20 protein-coding genes and 1 riboswitch are annotated in these 17,119 nt (G+C 71.6%); of the genes, 9 read left to right on the top strand and 11 right to left on the bottom strand.

Annotation, left to right across the window (positions count from 1 at the left end):
* Positions 1–17: 17 nt before the first annotated feature.
* On the bottom strand, positions 18–74 hold the full coding sequence (locus ACWC5O_RS15085) for a trp operon leader peptide (RefSeq protein ID WP_146468532.1): 57 nt from the start codon (positions 72–74) through the stop codon (positions 18–20).
* 105 nt (positions 75–179) lie between these two features.
* Here ACWC5O_RS15085 and ACWC5O_RS15080 point away from each other — a divergent pair, with 105 nt between their 5' ends.
* Positions 180–1,532 carry a class II 3-deoxy-7-phosphoheptulonate synthase gene (locus ACWC5O_RS15080; RefSeq protein WP_450587188.1) on the top strand — a complete coding sequence of 451 codons (1,353 nt, stop codon included), beginning with the start codon at positions 180–182 and terminating at the stop codon, positions 1,530–1,532.
* A gap of 138 nt (positions 1,533–1,670) precedes the next feature.
* On the top strand, positions 1,671–1,895 hold the full coding sequence (locus tag ACWC5O_RS15075; RefSeq protein ID WP_450587190.1) for a (2Fe-2S)-binding protein: 225 nt from the start codon (positions 1,671–1,673) through the stop codon (positions 1,893–1,895).
* On the opposite strand, the gene bfr is transcribed toward ACWC5O_RS15075, so the two are convergent.
* Positions 1,892–2,371, bottom strand: a complete 480-nt coding sequence (bfr, locus tag ACWC5O_RS15070; RefSeq protein ID WP_450587191.1) for a bacterioferritin — start codon at positions 2,369–2,371, stop codon at positions 1,892–1,894. The genes ACWC5O_RS15075 and bfr overlap by 4 nt on opposite strands.
* A 176-nt stretch (positions 2,372–2,547) precedes the next feature.
* On the opposite strand from bfr, the gene ACWC5O_RS15065 reads away from it, so the two are divergent.
* Positions 2,548–3,180: a sulfite oxidase-like oxidoreductase gene (locus ACWC5O_RS15065; protein ID WP_450587193.1), complete on the top strand. Its 633-nt coding sequence runs from the start codon at positions 2,548–2,550 to the stop codon at positions 3,178–3,180.
* 18 nt (positions 3,181–3,198) lie between these two features.
* On the opposite strand, the gene ACWC5O_RS15060 is transcribed toward ACWC5O_RS15065, so the two are convergent.
* The 6 genes from ACWC5O_RS15060 to thiO all read right to left on the bottom strand — a co-directional run bounded on the left by ACWC5O_RS15060 (position 3,199) and on the right by thiO (position 8,949).
* Positions 3,199–3,747 carry a DUF4396 domain-containing protein gene (locus ACWC5O_RS15060; RefSeq protein ID WP_450587450.1) on the bottom strand — a complete coding sequence of 183 codons (549 nt, stop codon included), beginning with the start codon at positions 3,745–3,747 and terminating at the stop codon, positions 3,199–3,201.
* Between the two features lie 75 nt (positions 3,748–3,822).
* On the bottom strand, positions 3,823–4,728 hold the full coding sequence (locus tag ACWC5O_RS15055) for a deoxyribonuclease IV (protein ID WP_450587195.1): 906 nt from the start codon (positions 4,726–4,728) through the stop codon (positions 3,823–3,825).
* Between the two features lie 34 nt (positions 4,729–4,762).
* Positions 4,763–6,691, bottom strand: coding sequence for a Stk1 family PASTA domain-containing Ser/Thr kinase (gene pknB / locus ACWC5O_RS15050; protein ID WP_450587197.1), 1,929 nt, complete (start codon positions 6,689–6,691; stop codon positions 4,763–4,765).
* Between the two features lie 90 nt (positions 6,692–6,781).
* Entirely contained in the window at positions 6,782–7,576 is a 795-nt protein-coding gene (locus ACWC5O_RS15045) for a thiazole synthase (RefSeq protein WP_450587199.1), read from the bottom strand.
* Positions 7,577–7,579: 3 nt separating this feature from the next.
* Entirely contained in the window at positions 7,580–7,792 is a 213-nt protein-coding gene (gene thiS / locus ACWC5O_RS15040) for a sulfur carrier protein ThiS (RefSeq protein ID WP_450587200.1), read from the bottom strand.
* Entirely contained in the window at positions 7,789–8,949 is a 1,161-nt protein-coding gene (gene thiO / locus ACWC5O_RS15035; RefSeq protein ID WP_450587201.1) for a glycine oxidase ThiO, read from the bottom strand. Before thiO ends, thiS begins: the two co-directional genes overlap by 4 nt.
* Positions 8,947–9,058, bottom strand: a riboswitch (TPP riboswitch). Its footprint overlaps the gene before it by 3 nt.
* Before the next feature lie 53 nt (positions 9,059–9,111).
* Here thiO and ACWC5O_RS15030 point away from each other — a divergent pair.
* The 6 genes from ACWC5O_RS15030 to ACWC5O_RS15005 all read left to right on the top strand — a co-directional run bounded on the left by ACWC5O_RS15030 (position 9,112) and on the right by ACWC5O_RS15005 (position 13,924).
* Positions 9,112–9,462 (top strand): hypothetical protein, encoded by a 351-nt coding sequence (locus ACWC5O_RS15030; protein ID WP_450587203.1) that lies wholly within the window; start codon positions 9,112–9,114, stop codon positions 9,460–9,462.
* Positions 9,463–9,494: 32 nt separating this feature from the next.
* Positions 9,495–10,727 (top strand): NAD(P)/FAD-dependent oxidoreductase, encoded by a 1,233-nt coding sequence (locus tag ACWC5O_RS15025; RefSeq protein ID WP_450587204.1) that lies wholly within the window; start codon positions 9,495–9,497, stop codon positions 10,725–10,727.
* 65 nt (positions 10,728–10,792) lie between these two features.
* Positions 10,793–11,158: an Rv2175c family DNA-binding protein gene (locus ACWC5O_RS15020; protein WP_094220178.1), complete on the top strand. Its 366-nt coding sequence runs from the start codon at positions 10,793–10,795 to the stop codon at positions 11,156–11,158.
* 90 nt (positions 11,159–11,248) lie between these two features.
* The gene (gene thiE, locus ACWC5O_RS15015) at positions 11,249–11,896 is read left to right on the top strand and encodes a thiamine phosphate synthase (RefSeq protein WP_450587206.1); all 648 of its coding nucleotides are present in this window, start codon (positions 11,249–11,251) and stop codon (positions 11,894–11,896) included.
* Positions 11,897–12,011: 115 nt separating this feature from the next.
* Positions 12,012–12,935: a methylenetetrahydrofolate reductase [NAD(P)H] gene (metF, locus tag ACWC5O_RS15010; RefSeq protein ID WP_450587208.1), complete on the top strand. Its 924-nt coding sequence runs from the start codon at positions 12,012–12,014 to the stop codon at positions 12,933–12,935.
* A gap of 56 nt (positions 12,936–12,991) precedes the next feature.
* On the top strand, positions 12,992–13,924 hold the full coding sequence (locus ACWC5O_RS15005) for an SCO2102 family sporulation regulator (RefSeq protein ID WP_450587209.1): 933 nt from the start codon (positions 12,992–12,994) through the stop codon (positions 13,922–13,924).
* A gap of 13 nt (positions 13,925–13,937) precedes the next feature.
* Here ACWC5O_RS15005 and ACWC5O_RS15000 read toward each other — a convergent pair whose 3' ends face one another.
* From ACWC5O_RS15000 to ACWC5O_RS14990, 3 genes are all read right to left on the bottom strand, one after another.
* The gene (locus tag ACWC5O_RS15000) at positions 13,938–15,446 is read right to left on the bottom strand and encodes a phytoene desaturase family protein (protein WP_450587211.1); all 1,509 of its coding nucleotides are present in this window, start codon (positions 15,444–15,446) and stop codon (positions 13,938–13,940) included.
* Positions 15,447–15,492: 46 nt separating this feature from the next.
* Positions 15,493–16,107 carry a DUF4126 domain-containing protein gene (locus ACWC5O_RS14995; RefSeq protein WP_450587212.1) on the bottom strand — a complete coding sequence of 205 codons (615 nt, stop codon included), beginning with the start codon at positions 16,105–16,107 and terminating at the stop codon, positions 15,493–15,495.
* 363 nt (positions 16,108–16,470) lie between these two features.
* Positions 16,471–17,100 (bottom strand): TetR/AcrR family transcriptional regulator, encoded by a 630-nt coding sequence (locus tag ACWC5O_RS14990; RefSeq protein WP_403954841.1) that lies wholly within the window; start codon positions 17,098–17,100, stop codon positions 16,471–16,473.
* Positions 17,101–17,119 lie beyond the last annotated feature (19 nt).

Raw genomic sequence — 17,119 nt, 5'->3', positions numbered from 1 at the left:
GTCTTGAGTACGCGCAGTCAGCGGGCCGCCGGATGAGCGGTCCACCACCAGTTCTGGTTCGAAAGCGCGAACATGCGAGGAACCCTACCGCACGGCCGTGGCGTCCATGAGGCAAACACTCCGTCTCACCAGTCGAGCCGGAGGAAAATATGGCGACACGACCCCGTAATGTTTACGAGGTGACCGTGAACGCTAAGACCAGCCCGAGCGCTGGCAACACCTGGCGAAACCTGCCCGCGGCGCAGCAGCCCGAGTACCCCGACCCCGAGGCTCTGCGCGCAGTGATCGCGGACCTTGAGTCGTATCCGCCGCTCGTCTTCGCGGGCGAGTGCGATCAGCTGCGCGCCCGGATGGCGGCCGTCGCCAAGGGAGAGGCGTTCCTCCTCCAGGGTGGCGACTGCGCCGAGGCCTTCGACGCGGTGTCCGCCGACCACATCCGCAACAAGCTCAAGACGCTGCTCCAGATGGGCGCCGTTCTGACCTACGCGGCCTCGGTGCCCGTGGTGAAGGTGGGCCGGATCGCCGGCCAGTACTCCAAGCCGCGCTCCAAGCCCACCGAGACCCGCGACGGCGTCACGCTGCCGACCTACCGCGGCGACTCCGTCAACGGCTTCGACTTCACCGAGGCCGCCCGCATCCCGGACCCCGAGCGCCTCAAGCGGATGTACAACGCCTCCGCCTCCACGCTCAACCTGGTGCGGGCCTTCACCACCGGCGGCTACGCCGACCTGCGCCAGGTGCACGCCTGGAACCAGGACTTCGTGAAGTCCTCCCCGTCGGGGCAGCGCTACGAGCAGCTGGCGCGGGAGATCGACAACGCGCTGAACTTCATGCGGGCCTGCGGCACGGACCCGGAGGAGTTCAAGACGGTCGAGTTCTACGCCTCGCACGAGGCGCTGCTGCTGGACTACGAGTCGGCGCTGACCCGCGTGGACTCGCGCACCGGCCGGCTGTACGACGTCTCCGGGCACATGGTGTGGATCGGTGAGCGCACCCGGCAGCTCGACGGCGCGCACATCGAGTTCGCCTCGCAGATCCGCAACCCGATCGGCATCAAGCTCGGCCCGACGACGACGGCCGAGGAGGCGCTGCAGTACATCGAGCGCCTCGACCCCGAGCGGGAGCCGGGCCGGCTGACCTTCATCGTCCGCATGGGCGCCGACAAGATCCGCGACAAGCTCCCCGAGCTGGTGGAGAAGGTCACGGCGTCCGGCGCGACGGTGGCCTGGGTGACCGACCCGATGCACGGAAACACCTTCGAGGCGGCCTCCGGGCACAAGACCCGTCGCTTCGACGACGTGCTCGACGAGGTCAAGGGCTTCTTCGAGGTCCACAAGGGCCTCGGCACCCACCCGGGCGGCATCCATGTCGAGCTCACCGGTGACGACGTCACCGAGTGCGTGGGCGGCGGCGACGAGATCTTCGTCGACGACCTGCACCAGCGCTACGAGACGGCCTGCGACCCCCGCCTGAACCGCAGCCAGTCCCTGGACCTCGCGTTCCTGGTCGCCGAGATGTACCGGGACCAGTAGGTGATCTGGGGCGCGGATCACATGCGATCCGCGCCCCTTCCCACTTTTGCAGGTCCGGCGGGGCGGGTAAGGTTAGGTTTGCCTCACCGATCAAGGGGATGGCAGTAGGACAGTGATCCCGTCGGGAGGTGAATCCGCGTGTACGTCTGCAGCTGCTTCGGCATTACCGAGACGCAGGTCAAGCAGCACGCGGAGGACGGTGCCTGCACCCCCCGCCAGATAGCCTCCGCCTGCAAGGCGGGTACCGACTGCGGTTCGTGCGTACGGCGCATTCAGGCGATCCTCGGACGGGGCGCGTGCCCGCGTCGTGAGCTGGCCGACCAGGGTCGGCCCGTCCTCTCGGAGCTGGACGAGGCCGCCTAGCTCTCCGGCTGCTCGATCACCTGGGCGAGGTACAGCGCCTCCCCGAGCTTCTCCAGCAGTTCCAGCTGGGTGTCGAGGTAGTCGATGTGGTGCTCCTCGTCGGCGAGGATGTCCTCGAAGATGTTCGCCGACGTGATGTCGCCCTTCTCGCGCATCACCTTGATGCCCCGCCTGAGCCGGTCGATCGCCTCCACCTCGATCTGCCGGTCGGCCTCGAACATCTCCTTGACGGTCTGCCCCACCCGCACATGGAACAGCCGCTGGTAGTTGGGCAGCCCCTCCAGGAACAGGATCCGGTCGGTCAGCACCTCGGCGTGCTTCATCTCGTCGAACGACTCGCGCCGGGTGTACTTGGCGAGCTTGTACCAGCCCAGGTTCTCCTGCATCTTCGCGTGCAGGAAGTACTGGTTGATCGCGGTCAGCTCGCCGGTGAGCTGCTCGTTGAGGAACTCGATGACCTCGGGGTCGCCCTGCATCGCAGCGGCTCCTTCCACACGGGGGGACAGGGGAGGTGTGCCGCCGCATGATTGCACCGCGAGTGAAGATCGTCCAGTAAGTGCGTACTTAGTAAGTAGATGCCGACTTGATGGCAGTTGTCTGATTTGCGCATGGGTGGTCAAGGGCACTGCCCGAGGTCTGTCAGGATGGAGACATGGGTCATCCGGTGGAGCGCGAATCTGGAGCAGCGGCAGGGTCCGAGCTTCCGCCGGGGCAGCGACTCCAGCGTGGCTGGCCGGTCACGCACTACGGGCCCGTGCCGAAGTTCCGGCCCGAGCGCTGGGAGTTCCGGGTCTTCGGCGCCACTGCCGACGGTGACAAGCGCACCTGGAACCACGAGGAGTTCACGGCCCTGCCGTACACCACCGTGGTCGCCGATCTGCACTGCGTGACGAAGTTCAGCATGGTCGGCGCGGAGTGGGGCGGCGTCCCGGCCCGCGCGATCCTGGACCTCGCCCCGCCGGCGCCGGACGTCACCCATGTGATGGTCTGGGCGGAGTACGGATTCAGCTCGAACCTGCGGCTGTCGGACTTCGCCTCCGACCGCACGATCTTCGCCACCCACAAGGACGGCGAACTCCTCACCGCCGAGCACGGCTTCCCGGTCCGCCTGATCGTCCCCCACCTGTACGCCTGGAAGGGCCCCAAGTGGGTGCGTGGCGTGGAGTACATGACCGCCGACCGCCGGGGCTTCTGGGAGGAGCGCGGCTACCACAACATCGGCGACCCCTGGAAGGAACAGCGCTACTCCTACCAGGAAGAGCCCGGGGACGGCCCCGAGCTCTGACTTCTCCTGGCGTGCCGGTCAGTGGTGGTACTGGTGCACCACCGCGTGGCCCTTGCCGCGGCCGATCGTCCACTTGTTGACCGGCGTGGTCACCACGAAGGCGATCACGAGCGAGATCACCAGCGAGATCCAGAACAGCGCGTCGCCCAGCGTGGCGTCCATCGCGGACGGCCAGACCAGGATCACCCCGTTGTCGATCAGCTCCATCACCACGATGGACAGGGTGTCCGCGGCCAGCGCCACCCGGAGGGCCGTACGGAAGTCGACCCCGGCGCGCAGTACTCCGCGCAGGGTGAGCGAGTAGCCGAAGAAGAAGGCCAGCACGATCGCCAGCAGCATGGTCGGCAGGTTCCCCCACCCGAACGCCGTGCCGACGACCATGCCCAGCACCTCGCCGATGGCGCAGCCGGTGAGGCAGTGCAGGGTGGCCCGGGCGGCCACGGACCAGGTGGCGGCGGGTGCGTGGTGGTGTGCGTGCGCTTCGTGCCGGTGCTGTTCGTGCGCTTCGTGGTGGTGGTGCGCGTGTGCTTCGTGCTGCTGGTGAGCTGCGTGCGCCTCGTGCTGCATGACGACCCCCATGTCAGGTGACGGTTCCTGCACCGAGCAGGAACCGTATACCCCCAAGGGGTATTCCCCAAGGGGTTATCCGTCGCGCAGTTTCTTCAGTCGCTCCACATCCGCCGCGTGCCCCTCCTTGCCGCCGGGCGTCTCGATGATCAGCGGTACGCCCGCGGTCGCCGGGTGGGTCATCAGTGCCCGGAACGGGTCCTCGCCGATATGGCCGGAGCCGATGTTCTCGTGGCGGTCCTTGTGCGCACCGACCACGTCCTTGGAGTCGTTGGCGTGGATCAGCTTCAGCCGCCCCTCGCCGACGGTGCCGACCAGCAGGTCCAGGGTCTGGTGCATGCCGCTCGGCCCGGTCAGGTCGTGCCCGGCGGCGAAGATGTGGCAGGTGTCCAGGCACACGCCCAGCTTCGGATGGGCGTCCAGCACTTCGAAGTACGGCCCGAAGTCCCAGGTGCGCGAGCACAGCGAGGCGCCCTGCCCGGCGGTCGACTCCAGCAGGAGGTACGGATCGTCGTCGTGGGTCAGCTCGTCCAGCAGCGGCAGCAGGTGCTCGCGCACCTGCTTCAGCGCCACGGCCCGCTCCCGCCCGCCGGTCGCGCTGCCGGTGTGCACGACGACGCCGAGCGCACCGATCTCCCGCCCGCGCCGCAGCGAGTGCCTCAGCGACTCCACCGACCGCTCCACGGTCGCCTCGGTGTGCGAGCCGAAGTTGATCAGGTAGGGGGCGTGCACGTAAGCCGGCATCGACTCCTCGGCGCACGCCTCGCGGAACGCCTCGTCCTGCCGGGGGTTCCCGGCCGGTGTGGCCCACCCGCGCGGGTTGGCGACGAAGACCTGCACGGTCTCCGCCTTGAGGTCACGGGCGTACGACAGCCCTACGGAGTGCAGGCCCCCGGCCACGGGGACGTGACCGCCGACGGGGTTGCGGGAGGGGCCGGTTCCGGGGCTGCCGGAGAGGGGGCGGGAGTGCTTGATGCTCACCCGTTCAGGGTGTCACGCGGCGCTCCGCCCCCGGTCACCGGATGGTGATCGTGATCGTCGACCCCTTGGGCGCCTTCTCGCCGCCGTCCACCGACTGCTTGCGCACGGTGTCGCCGAAGATCCCGAGCAGGCCCCGGTCCTTCTCGACCTGGAACCCGGCGCGCTCCAGCGCCTTCGTCGCATCGTCCACGCTGTCCCCGACCACGTCCGGCACCTCGATCATCTCCGGGCCCTTGGACAGCGTCAGCGTCACCGTGTCGCCCTCGGCGGCCTGCTTGTCGCCGTCCGGGGTCTGCTGGGCCACCTGGCCCTTGTCGTAGTCGGAATTGACCTGCTCGGTGTTGACGATCACCTTCAGGCCGGCGTCCTCCAGCTCCTGCTTGGCCTCGTCCAGGTCGTCACCGGTGACGTCCGGTACGTCGACCGGGTTGCCCTTGCTGACCAGGAGAGCGATCGCCGAGCCCGCGTGCCGCTTGATGCCGGCCTCCGGGTCGGTGCTGATCACCGCGCCCCTGGGGACGCTGTCGCTGAACGCCCGGTTGACCATGCCCGGCTCCAGCCCGGCCGCCTTCAGCTTCGACTGCGCCCTGCCCAGCGGGACGCCCTGCAGGTCCGGCACCTTCACGGTCTCGGGGCCCCGGGAGACGACGAGCGTCACGGAGTCGTTGCTGCGGATCCGGGCCCCGGCGGCCGGGTCGGTGCTGATGACCGCGCCGCGCTCGACCGTGTCGCTGTACTCGAACCTGACCTGCTTGACGTCGAGCCCGGCCGCCTTCAGCCTGCCCTTCGCCTGCGCCTCGGTCTTGGCCAGCAGCTGCGGGACCTTGGTGAACTGTCCCGAGTTGATGTACCAGATGCCGGCACCCACACCGAAGACCACCAGGACCGCGGCGATGAGGGTGATGAGCCCGCGCCGGGGCCGCCGCCGGGGCTCGACGGGCGGGCTGTCCAGCCGGCTGGTGTGCTGGACGGCCGCCGCCGGGTCCTCGTCCTCGTTGACGGGCAGCGGCCGGGGCACGGTCAGCGAGCGCGGGATCACGCTCGTACGGTCCGCAGAGATGTCGCGGTGCTCGTGCTCCGCGGACAGCGCCTGCGGCGGCAGCGCGTCCAACTGCTCGGCGCTCAGACCCGCCCGCGCCCGCAGCACCTGGCCGAGCAGCGCCGCCGCGTCCTGCGGCCGGACGTCCGGGGTGCGCGCGGTGGCCGAGGCGACCAGCTCGTCCAGCTGGTACGGCAGTCCCGGAACCAGCGCCGAGGGCGGCGGCACGTCCTCGTGGATGTGCTTGTAGAGCACCTGCGCGGGGGAGTCCCCGGAGTGCGGCCGGCCGCCGGTCAGCATCTCGTAGAGGACGACACCGCACGCGTACACGTCGACGCGCGGGTCGGCGGTGCCCCGTTCTATCTGCTCGGGCGCGAGGTACGACACGGTCCCGAGCACGGCACCCGTCGTGCTGGTCACGGTGTCCACGGACCGTACGAGCCCGAAGTCGGCGACCTTGACCCGGCCGTCGTCCCCTATCAACACGTTCTCGGGCTTCATGTCCCGGTGCACGAACCCGGCCCGGTGCGCGGCGCCGAGCGCGGCCAGCACGGGCTCCAGGATGTCCAGCGCGGCCCGCGGCTGCAGCGCGCCCCGCTCGCGCAGCACGTCCCGCAGGGTGCACCCGGCGACGTACTCCATCGCCAGGTACACGTACGACCCGTCGGTCCCCTGGTCGAAGACCTGCACCACGTTGGGGTGGGCGAGCCGGGCGACCGACTTGGCCTCCCGGATGAACCGCTCCACGAACGACTCGTCGGCCGCCAGGGTCGGGTGCATCACCTTGAGCGCGAGAACGCGGTCCAGGCGGGTGTCCAGGGCCCGGTAGACCGTGGCCATCCCACCGACCGCGATCCGCGCATCGACGCGATAGCGTCCGTCGAGCACCTGCCCGACGAGGGGGTCCTGAAGGGTCGTATCCACGCAGGCGAGTGTACGAGGGGTGACCGACAGTCCCGCCCGCTCGGCCGTTCCGGGGACGGAATGCAGCAGAGCTGTGACCCTGCCGGGGCACTAGAAAGCGGGGCGCTCCGGATCCAGGTGCGCGCGGCCCTCGGTCGGGGAGGATGCCTCCGCGAAGTGCCTGCGCGGGATCCGCCCGGCCAGCCGGGCCAGCCGCCCCGCCTCCACCGCGTGCTTCATGGCGGTGGCCATCGTCTCGGGCTCCTGCGCCCTCGTGACGGCCGAGGCGAGCATCACGCCCGCGCACCCCAGCTCCATCGCCAGCGCCACGTCCGACGCCGTACCGGCCCCCGCGTCCAGGATCACCGGCACGCGCGCGTGCTCCACGATCAGCTGGAAGTTGTGCGGGTTGCGGATCCCGAGCCCGGAGCCGATCGGCGAACCCAGCGGCATCACCGCCGCACAGCCCACGTCCTCCAGCTTCCGCGCGAGCACGGGGTCGTCGTTGGTGTACGGCAGTACCGTGAACCCGTCGTCGACCAGCGTCTCCGCCGCCTCCAGCAGCTCCACCGGGTCCGGCAGCAGCGTCCGCTCGTCGGCGATGACCTCCAGCTTGATCAGGTCGGTGCCCAGCGCCTCCCGGGCCAGCCGCGCGGTCAGCACGGCCTCCCCGGCGGTGAAACAGCCCGCCGTGTTCGGCAGCACCCGGATGCCCAGCTTCTCCAGTACCGACAGCACCGAGCCGTGCACCGAGGGATCGACCCGCCGCATGGCCACCGTGGTCAGCTCCGTGCCGGAGGCGACCAGCGCCCGCTCCAGCACGTCCAGGCTCGGTGCGCCGCCGGTACCCATGATCAGCCGGGAGCCGAGGGGCACACCGCCGAGGACGAAGGGATCGTCGGCCATGGGTCAGCCTCCTTGGACGGCGGTGAGGACTTCGACACGGTCGCCCTCGGCGAGGGCCGTGGTCGCCCACTGCGCGCGCGGGACGACGGTTTCGTTGACGGCGGCGGCCACCCCGGACGGCGCCACGGTGAGAGTCTTCACGAGGGCGTCCAGCGCGGTGCCCGGGGCGACCCGGTGGCGCTCCCCGTTCACGGAGATGGTGACGGAGATGTTCATGCGGGCTGCTCCATGAGTGCGGTGCCGAAGCGCTTCGGCGTGAACGGACGGGCCTCCTCGGGCAGCTCACCGCCGACCAGCAGCTGCGCCATCACGTCCCCGGTGACCGGCGTGAGCAGCACCCCGTTGCGGTAGTGCCCGGTGGCCAGCAGCAGCCCTCCGAGCCCGGACGGGCCGAGCAGCGGCGCGTTGTCCGGGGAGCCGGGGCGCAGCCCCGCCCTGGTCTCGGTGAGGGGCAGCTCGGTGATCCCCGGCACCAGCTCATGGGCGTCGCGCAGCAGCTCGTACACGCCCCCGGCGGTGACCGTCGTGTCCCAGCCCAGCTCCTCGCTGGTGGCGCCGACGACCAGCTCGCCGTTCTCCCGGGGCACCAGGTAGACATGGCTGCCGCGCACCATCGCCCGCACGGTGCGGCTCAGGAAGGGTGCGTACCGGCGCGGCACGGTCAGCCGCAGCACCTGGCCCTTCACCGGCCGCACGGGGGGCAGCACGTCGTCCGGGACGCCCGTGAGACGCCCGCTCAGACTGCCGCCCGCGAGCACCACCTGCCCCGCGGCCAGCGCGGTGCCGTCCGCCGTGGTGACCCCGGCGGCCCGGTCCCGGACGACGTCGAGCCGCTCGGCCCAGGACCGGTGGAACTCCACCCCGGCCCGCTCGCACGCGGCCACCAGGGCCGCGGCCAGCCGCCGCGGGTCGATCTGGTGGTCACCGTCGACCCGCAGCCCGCCGCGCACCCCGGGCGCGAGCATCGGCTCCAGCCGCCGGCACTCCCGCCCGGACAGCCACTCCGACTCCAGGCCCGAACGCTGCTGGAGCGCGTGCAGTTCGCGCAGGTGGGCGCGGTCGTCGGCGTCGAGCGCGACGGCGAGCGTGCCGCAGCGGCGGTAACCGAGGTCGTGGCCGGTCAGTTCGGCCAGCTCGGCCGCGAAGTCCGGGTAGCGGCGGGCGGACTCCAGGTTCAGGGCGAGCAGCGTCTCCTCGCCGTAGTGCAGTTCGGTGACCGCGGCCAGCATCCCCGCCGCGACCCGCGCGGCCCCGCCGCCGGGCTCGGGGTCCACCACCGCCGTGGCGAGCCCGCGCTGCGCGGCCCGCCAGGCCGTGACCAGGCCGATGATTCCGCCCCCGATGACGAGGACGTCGGACGTACGTGACGACATGGGCGTCCAGCCCCTCCCTTCGCCGGCATGACCCGGATCAGGTTCGTACGGTCGGAGGCCGCCAGCCTCCCTCTCAGCCCGGTGCGTCCGGGCTCCCGCGAGTGCTTGTACGGTGGCCACCCTAGCCCGCAGCGCTCGTCACTCGTAAGGGAGCCCCGGTCCATGGCCTGCTCGCTCGACGGACTGATCCTGGCCCCCGTGGCGGACCAGGCCCCAGGTCAGGTCGGTACCCGCACCCGGTTCGCGTACCACGAGAAGGACGGCGAGATCTGGGCCGAGTACGCGGGCGGCGACGTCGTGCGCGGCCATTTGGTCGGCACCCGGGAGGGCGACCGGCTGGACTTCCGGTACGTGCAGCTCAAGCACGACGGGACCACCTCCTCGGGGCACTGCGTGTCGACCGTCGTGGAGCTGCCGGACGGGCGGGTGCGGCTGGAGGAGACCTGGGAGTGGGAGTCCCAGCCGGGTACCGGGACCAGCGTTGTGGAACAGGTCACCGAGCACGCCCGCTGACTGACGAATTGTCAGTTGTCTATGGTGATCGGGTGAGCGAGCAGACACCGCAACAGGGCACGTCACAGGGGCGGCGCGTGGTCGTCGCGGGCGCGGGCATGGCCGGGGTGCAGACCGCGGTCGCCCTGCGCGAGCAGGGCTTCACGGGCACCGTCACGCTGATCGGCGCCGAGCCCCACCAGCCGTACGACCGGCCGCCGCTGTCCAAGGCCGTGCTGCTCGGCAAGGCCGAGGGCTCCGCCTTCGACGTCGACTTCGAGTCGCTCGGCGTCGAACTGCGGCTCGGCTGCGAGGTGCTGGGCGTGCGCCCCGGCGACCACGAGCTGGACACCGAGGCCGGGCCCGTCCCGTACGACGTGCTGGTCCTCGCCACCGGCGCCGAACCGATCACGCTGCCGGGCACCGAGGGCGTGCCCGGCGTGCACCTGCTGCGCACCCTGGACGACGCCGAGCGGCTGCGGCCGGTGCTCGCCCGGCAGCACGCCATCGTGGTCGTCGGCGCCGGCTGGATCGGCGCCGAGTTCGCCACGGCGGCCCGGGAGGCGGGCTGCGCGGTGACCGTCGTCGAGGCCGCCGACCGGCCGCTCGCGGGCGCGCTGCCGCCCGAGGTGGCCGCCCCGATGGCCGGCTGGTACGCCGACAGTGGCGCCGAGCTGCGCACGCACGCGCCCGTGGAGCGCGTCGAGCCCGGCGCGGTGGTGCTCGCCGACGGCACGCGGCTGCCCGCGGACGCCGTCGTGGTCGGCATCGGCGCGCGCCCCGCCACCGCCTGGCTGGCCGGCTCCGGTATCGAGCTGGGCGTGCACGGCGAGGTCGTGGCCGACGCCCACCTGCGCACAACCGTCGAGGACGTGTACGCGGTCGGCGACTGCGCCTCCTTCCCCTCGGCCCGGTACGGCACCCGGCTGCTGGTCCACCACTGGGACAACGCCCTGCAGGGCCCGCGCACGGTCGCCGCGAACATCCTGGGCGAGACCCCCGTGGTCTACGACCCGGTGCCGTACTTCTGGTCCGAGCAGTTCGGCCGCTTCGTCCAGTACGCCGGCCACCACCCCGCGGCCGACCGCATGGTGTGGCGCGGCGACCCGGCGGGCCCGGCCTGGACCGTCTGCTGGCTGCGCGAGGACCGCCTGGTGGCCCTGCTGGCCGTGGGCAGGCCGCGTGATCTGGCCCAGGGCCGGCGCCTGATCGAGGCGGGCCGGCGCATGGATCCCGAGGCGCTGACCGACCCGGCGCGGCCCCTGAAGGACGCCGCCGCCGACTAGGCACGTCCTCCCAGGTGGACCGGCCTGACTTCCGACTGTCGGTGGGGGATGGCAGGCTTGTTCCCGTGACCGAGATTGACGCAAAGATCGATGCTCTCGTCCCTGCCTGGCTCACCCTCCCCGACATCGCCGAGATGCTCGACGTCGAGGTGACACGTGTGCGGCAGCTGGTCAAGGAGGGCCAGCTCATCGCCGTACGCCGAGGTGAGAACCGGGCGCTGCACGTCCCCGCCGCCTTCATCGACGGGGACAAGGTCGTCAAGGGCCTGTCCGGGACCCTGACGCTCCTGCGGGACGACGGCTTCACGGACGAAGAGATGATCGAGTGGCTCTTCACCCCCGACCCGACCCTGCCCGGCACTCCCGCGCAGGCCCTGAGCGAGAATCGCGGCACGGAGGTGAAGCGCCGCGCCCAGGCGCTCGCCGTCTGAACCGACCCGCACCACGGGTGGCGCAGGGACTCCGGCCCCTGCGCCACCCCCTCGCCCGCCCATGGACACCGACGACGGGGGGACCCACGCATGTCCGACACCGCCCGCGGCAGCCTCGCCGACACCCGCCTCTACCTCTGCACGGACGCCCGCCGCCGGCAGGGCGACCTCGCCGAGTTCCTGGACGCGGTCCTGGCCGGCGGTGTCGACATCGTGCAGCTGCGTGACAAGGGCATGGAGGCCGCCGAGGAGCTGGAGCACCTGGCGGTCTTCGCCGACGCCTGCGCCCGGCACGGCAAGCTGCTCGCGGTCAACGACCGCGCCGACGTCGCCCACGCCGCCTCCGCCGACGTGCTCCACCTCGGCCAGGGCGACCTCCCGGTCCCCGCGGCCCGCGCGATCCTCGGTGACGACGTCCTGATCGGCCGCTCCACGCACGCCGAGTCCGAGGCGGCCGCGGCTGCCGTCCAGCAGGGCGTGGACTACTTCTGCACCGGTCCGTGCTGGCCCACCCCCACCAAGCCCGGCCGGCACGCCCCGGGCCTCGACCTGGTCCGGTACACCGCCGCCCTGGACACCGACCGCCCCTGGTTCGCGATCGGCGGCATCGACCTCGGCAACCTGGACGAGGTGCTGGATGCGGGTGCCCGACGGGTGGTCGTGGTCCGCGCGATCACCGAGGCCGACGACCCCGGAGCCGCCGCGGCGGAGTTCGCGAAGCGACTGCGCCAGGCGTAGGTCCGGACCCGGGTCTGTCCACGTTTTTGTCCAAGGGGTGGACAGGAATCCGGCAATTCAGGCAAATTCCCGGTGCCCGGTTGGGGGACCGCCCGCCCCTGGCTAACCTGCCGGTATGGCCCTCGGAACCGCATCCACCAGGACTGATCGCGCACGCACCGTGCGCGACATCCTCGCCACCGGCAAGAAGACGTACTCGTTCGAGTTCTACGCGCCGAAGACCCCCAAGGGTGAGCGGAACCTGTGGAACGCGCTGCGGAGGGTCGAGGCGGTGGCCCCCGACTTCGTCTCGGTCACCTACGGTGCCGGCGGCTCCACGCGCACGACGACGGTCAAGGAGACCCAGCAGATCGTCGTGGACACGACGCTCACCCCGGTCGCCCACCTCACCGCGGTCGACCACTCCATCGCCGAGCTGCGCAACATCATCGGCCAGTACGCGGACGCCGGCATCCGCAACATGCTCGCCGTGCGCGGCGACCCGCCCGGCGACCCGATGGGTGACTGGGTCGCGCACCCGAGCGGCCTGACGTACGCGGCCGAACTCGTCCGGCTCATCAAGGAGTCCGGCGACTTCTGCGTGGGTGTCGCCGCCTTCCCGGAGATGCACCCACGGTCCACCGACTGGGACACCGATGTCGCGCACTTCGTCGACAAGTGCCGTGCGGGCGCGGACTACGCCATCACCCAGATGTTCTTCCAGCCGGAGTCGTATCTGCGGCTGCGCGACCGGGTCGAGGGCGCGGGCTGCGCCACCCCGGTCATCCCCGAGGTCCTGCCGGTCACCAGCGTGAAAATGCTGGAACGGCTGCCCAAGCTCAGCACCGCGCAGTTCCCGAACGCCCTGAAAGAGCGGATCCTCACAGCGAAGGACGATCCGGCGGCGGTACGCTCCATCGGTATCGAGTTCGCCACGGAGTTCTGCGCACGGCTGCTGGACGAGGGAGTGCCCGGACTGCACTTCATCACCCTGAACAACTCCACGGCGACCCTGGAAATCTACGAGAACCTGGGCCTGCACCACCCCCCGCAGGCCTAGACCGGCCGCACCGCGGTACGACACACTGCGTAGCGGTCACTGGGAGAGGGGCGTACATGGGCTGGACGGTCCTCTACATCGCGTTCGGCATCGTCGCACTGTGGTTGCTCGGCGAGGTGCTGCTGCAGTACAAGGCGCGGCTGCGCTGGCGGCTGCTCGCCTTCGTCGGCTTCCTCGGTGTCGTGGTCGGCGTGCTCATGCCGTCCGTCATCGTGATCGGTGTGGGCGCGATCGCCTTCGCGATCGGCCAGACCTACGTCACGCTGTCCTTCCGCCGCGGCTTCGCCGCCGGCTGGGCGGTCAAACGACCCGACGCCGAGGCCGAGGGCGGGAGCAGCAAGCGCCGTCGCGGCAGGGCGGACCGCCACGACCCGAGCCTCGAGGTCTCCGACCTGGAGGCCGCCGAGGGCGACGACCGGGACGCCGACTACCACCGCGACCAGCTCGCCTACGGCGACGACTACGACCGCGACGACGTCTTCACCCCGGCCCCCCGCTCGCCCGAGCCCACGGCCGCCGAGACCACCACCGTCTACGAGCCCCAGCCCCTCCCCGAGGACACCGGCTCCTACGGCGTCTACGGCGACACCGCCTACGCGGGCGCGGCCCAGGCCCAGGCCCAGGCCGCCGAGCAGAACTACGCCTACGACTACTCGGGCTACGCCCAGCAGGGCTACGGCTACGACACCAGCGGCCAGCAGCAGGCCTACGCCAACTACTCCGACCCGTACATCGGCACCCAGCCCTACGGCGACACCTCGTACGGCACCGGCTACGACCAGCAGCAGTACGGCCAGCAGGGCTACGGCCAGGACCAGTACGCCACCGGCGGCTACGGCGAGACCCCGGCCGGCGGAGTCTGGGTCCCGCAGCAGCGCAACGACGAGACCTACGGCGGCGAACTCCCGCAGGAGCAGCCGTACCCGTACCAGGGCCACGGGCAGCAGCCCCAGCCCGGGTCCGGGTACGACGAGCAGTACCGCTTCTGAGGCCTGCCGCGGTTCACCGCGAGCCGCGGAACTCCGGCCCCTCCACGATCAGCCCGGCCACCAGCGCGCCCGACATGCCGGCGTGGGGGAGGCCGCCGCCGGGGTGCGACCAGCCTCCGGCGGTGAACAGGCCTGGTACAGCCGTGGTGTTGGCCGGGTGCAGCACCCCTTCCGGTGCGGCCAGCGCCGGTGGCGGAACCGCACCGCCCGTGGCGCCCGTCTCCCGTTCGGTGTCCAGGGGCGTGCGGACCTCGCGCCACAGCACCCGCTCGCGCAGCCCCGGCACGGCACGCTCGGCGGCGGCGGCCATCCGGTCGGCGAAGGCGTCGGCGGCCCCCGGCGCGGCCCAGTCGTACTCTGTCGCCGACGGCACTGTCGCCGTCAGCACCACGGACTCGTGCCCGTCGTCCGGGCGCAGGGCCGGGTCGTCCGGCCGGTCCACGACGACCGTCGGAAGGTCGGGCAGCTCCCCGTGCCGGAACAGGTCCAGATCACCCTCGCCGTCTGCCGCGTGCACCACCGTGCGGTGCACGGCGCCGGGCTCGCGTGCGCCGTGCAGCGCCAGGCACACCACCATCCGGCCCGGATAGCGGTCCTCGCGTTCCGGGGGCACGTCCTGCGCGCCGTACAGGTCCCTGCCGGGGACCATGCCACGCAGCCGCCAGGGTCCCGTGCCGACGACGAAGTCCGCCTCGGCCACCGTTCCGTCCGCCAGCTCCACGCCGGCCGCCCGGCCCTCCTTCTCCAGGACCCGGGTGACCTCGGCACCGAAGGAGAACTCGACCCGCCGCTTCAGACACCGCTCGTACACCGCGCGCGCCAACTCCCGGATGCCGCCGCGTACGTACCAGGTGCCGAAGGCGTGCTCCATGTAGGGCAGCACGGCCGCGCTCGCCGGGACGATCCCGGGATCGACGCCGTGCACGAGCGCGTAGCCCTCGAGCAGCGCCGCCAGGCGCGGGTCACGCAGCTCCCAGGCACCGATCTCACGCAGTTTGAGCGCGCGCCGAGTACGCCAGAACCGCTTGTGCGGAACACCCGGATACGGCTCCTTCTCATCCAGCACCTGCCAGTTGGGCCACAGAGGCTCCTCCAGCAGCGGCCGGCGCGTGCGGTCCCAGGCCTCGCGGGCCCGCACCAGGAAGTCGCCCCAGCGCTGCCCGGCCCCCGCGCCCAGCGCCTCGTCCAGGGCCGCGACGACACCCGCGCGCGAGGCGTTCGGCAGGGACACCTCGGTGCCGTCCGCGAAGACGTGCCGCGCGGCCGGGTCGACCTGGACCAGCTCGACGACGTCCTCCAGTGGCTCCTTGCCGGTCTTGACGAACAGATCGCGGTACACGGCGGGCAGCGTCAGCAGCCCGGGGCCGGTGTCGAAGGCGAACCCGTCCCGCTCGAAGCGGCGCACCGCACCGCCGTACGTCTCCGTACGTTCGTACACCGCCACCCGGTGGCCCGCGACGGCCAGCCGGGCAGCGGCCGCCATCGCGCCCATCCCGGCGCCGATCACCGCAATCCGTGCCATGCCTGCGACTTTATCGACCGCCACCGACAACGCGGCCCGCGGGCGGTCAGCCGGGCGGTCCGGGCACCTGCTGGGCCGGCCGCCGCTCCTCCCGCCGCTGGGCCCGGCGCCGCAGGAAGCGCCGGATCCGCGAGATCAGGAACACCAGCACCACGAGCCCGGAGACGAGCAGCACCGCCGCCACGACCGCCGCGGCCTGCGGATGGAACAGCGCGAACGAGACGAGGCCGGCCACCCCGAGGTCCTCGGCGAGACTCAGCACGAAGTTGCTGAACGGCTCCGGCGAGGCGTTGACCGCCATCCGTGTCCCGGCCTTCACGGAGTGGCTGGCCAGCGCGGTCGAACCGCCCACCAGCCCGGCCGCCACGTCCGGCAGCGAGCCGCTGTGCCCGGCGAGCAGCGCCCCGACCCAGGCGCCCGCGAGCGGCCGGACGACCGTGTGCACGGAGTCCCACGCCGAGTCGACGTACGGGATCTTGTCGGCGACCGCCTCGCACAGGAACAGCACGCCGGCCACGATCAGCACCTCGGGGCGCTGCAACGCCTGAGGGACGTCGTCGCTCACGCCCGTCACGCCGAAGAGGCCGAGCAGCAGCACCACCGCGTAGGCGTTGACGCCGCTGGCCCAGCCGCTGGTGAAGACCAAGGGGAGTACGGACACGGAGGCGATCGTAGCCAGGTGGCGGGCCCGCGTCGTGGGCCCGTGCACACATGCCTGAGTATCCGTACCTAGGCGCCGAGATGAGTACGCGCGCGGATGGGCCGCGACCTGCGTGAACGGGAGAGTGGAGGCACGGCAAGGGGGCGCGGACCGGCACCGCCGACACGGGGCGGCGGAGCGGCGCCCGCGCCCTGGCCGCTCCTTCCGCCGATCCGTCGGCGGAAGCGAGGCACGGGGGCCCGGGGCAGACCACCACGGGGGATCAACGGGGGAAACCGTACGGGGGAGTACGGGAAGTACGGGGGAGTGGGAAGGCGCCGGTCCGGCAAGCGGACCGGCGCCTTCCGCGTACTCCCGGTGTGCTCAGCCCTTCCCGCTCACGCGCCCCTGGAGCAGCCGGGACAGGGCCGCGTGGACGTCGTCCAGGGAGCGCTCCGGCTGGAAGGACTTCCAGTCCAGGGCGGCCACCAGGACCATGCCGACCAGCGCGGCCGCCGTCAGCTGGACGTCGATCTCGTCGCTGAACTCGCCGGCCGCCACGCCCTCGCGCAGCACCCCCTCGACGACGGCGACGGCCTCCTGGCGCACCACCATCAAGGTGGACTGCCAGGCACGGTTGGTGCGCCACAGCTCGGCCACGTAGAGCTGGGTGAAGGCCGGGTAGCGGTCGATGAAGACCAGTCCCGCGCGGACCATCGCGTCCAGCGCGTCCACCTTGCTGCCGCCCTCGGCCGCGGTCCGCTCGGCCGCCTCCCGCAGGGAGGCGGTGAGGAGGCCCACGCCGTGCCGCAGCAACTCCTCGAAGAGGACCGACTTGCTCGCGAAGTTGTAGTAGACCGTGCCCTTCGCGACTCCGGCCCGCTCGGCGATCTCGTCCACCGTGGTGGCGGAGAAGCCCTGCTCGGCGATGAGTGTGACGGCCGCCTCGTAGAGCTTCTGCCGGGTTGCCTCGCGGCGCGTGCTGCCGCCGGACGTGGCGCTGCTGCTTTCCATGGCCCTGATTGTCACAGGT

Source organism: Streptomyces sp. NPDC001450 (assembly GCF_053597295.1).
The sequence above is the reverse complement of the archived record's forward strand: the minus strand, read 5'-3'. Positions and strand labels throughout refer to the sequence as shown.

What these genes read in the sequence shown, in the direction of transcription:
- bfr (WP_450587191.1), bottom strand. Translation starts at nt 2,371, where the DNA reads ATGCAGGGCGACCCCGAGGTCATCGAGTTCCTCAACGAGCAGCTCACC.
- ACWC5O_RS15065 (WP_450587193.1), top strand. Translation starts at nt 2,548, where the DNA reads ATGGGTCATCCGGTGGAGCGCGAATCTGGAGCAGCGGCAGGGTCCGAG.
- ACWC5O_RS15060 (WP_450587450.1), bottom strand. Translation starts at nt 3,747, where the DNA reads ATGCAGCACGAGGCGCACGCAGCTCACCAGCAGCACGAAGCACACGCG.
- ACWC5O_RS15045 (WP_450587199.1), bottom strand. Translation starts at nt 7,576, where the DNA reads ATGGCCGACGATCCCTTCGTCCTCGGCGGTGTGCCCCTCGGCTCCCGG.
- thiS (WP_450587200.1), bottom strand. Translation starts at nt 7,792, where the DNA reads ATGAACATCTCCGTCACCATCTCCGTGAACGGGGAGCGCCACCGGGTC.
- thiO (WP_450587201.1), bottom strand. Translation starts at nt 8,949, where the DNA reads ATGTCGTCACGTACGTCCGACGTCCTCGTCATCGGGGGCGGAATCATC.
- ACWC5O_RS15030 (WP_450587203.1), top strand. Translation starts at nt 9,112, where the DNA reads ATGGCCTGCTCGCTCGACGGACTGATCCTGGCCCCCGTGGCGGACCAG.
- thiE (WP_450587206.1), top strand. Translation starts at nt 11,249, where the DNA reads ATGTCCGACACCGCCCGCGGCAGCCTCGCCGACACCCGCCTCTACCTC.
- metF (WP_450587208.1), top strand. Translation starts at nt 12,012, where the DNA reads ATGGCCCTCGGAACCGCATCCACCAGGACTGATCGCGCACGCACCGTG.
- ACWC5O_RS15005 (WP_450587209.1), top strand. Translation starts at nt 12,992, where the DNA reads ATGGGCTGGACGGTCCTCTACATCGCGTTCGGCATCGTCGCACTGTGG.
- ACWC5O_RS15000 (WP_450587211.1), bottom strand. Translation starts at nt 15,446, where the DNA reads ATGGCACGGATTGCGGTGATCGGCGCCGGGATGGGCGCGATGGCGGCC.
- ACWC5O_RS14990 (WP_403954841.1), bottom strand. Translation starts at nt 17,100, where the DNA reads ATGGAAAGCAGCAGCGCCACGTCCGGCGGCAGCACGCGCCGCGAGGCA.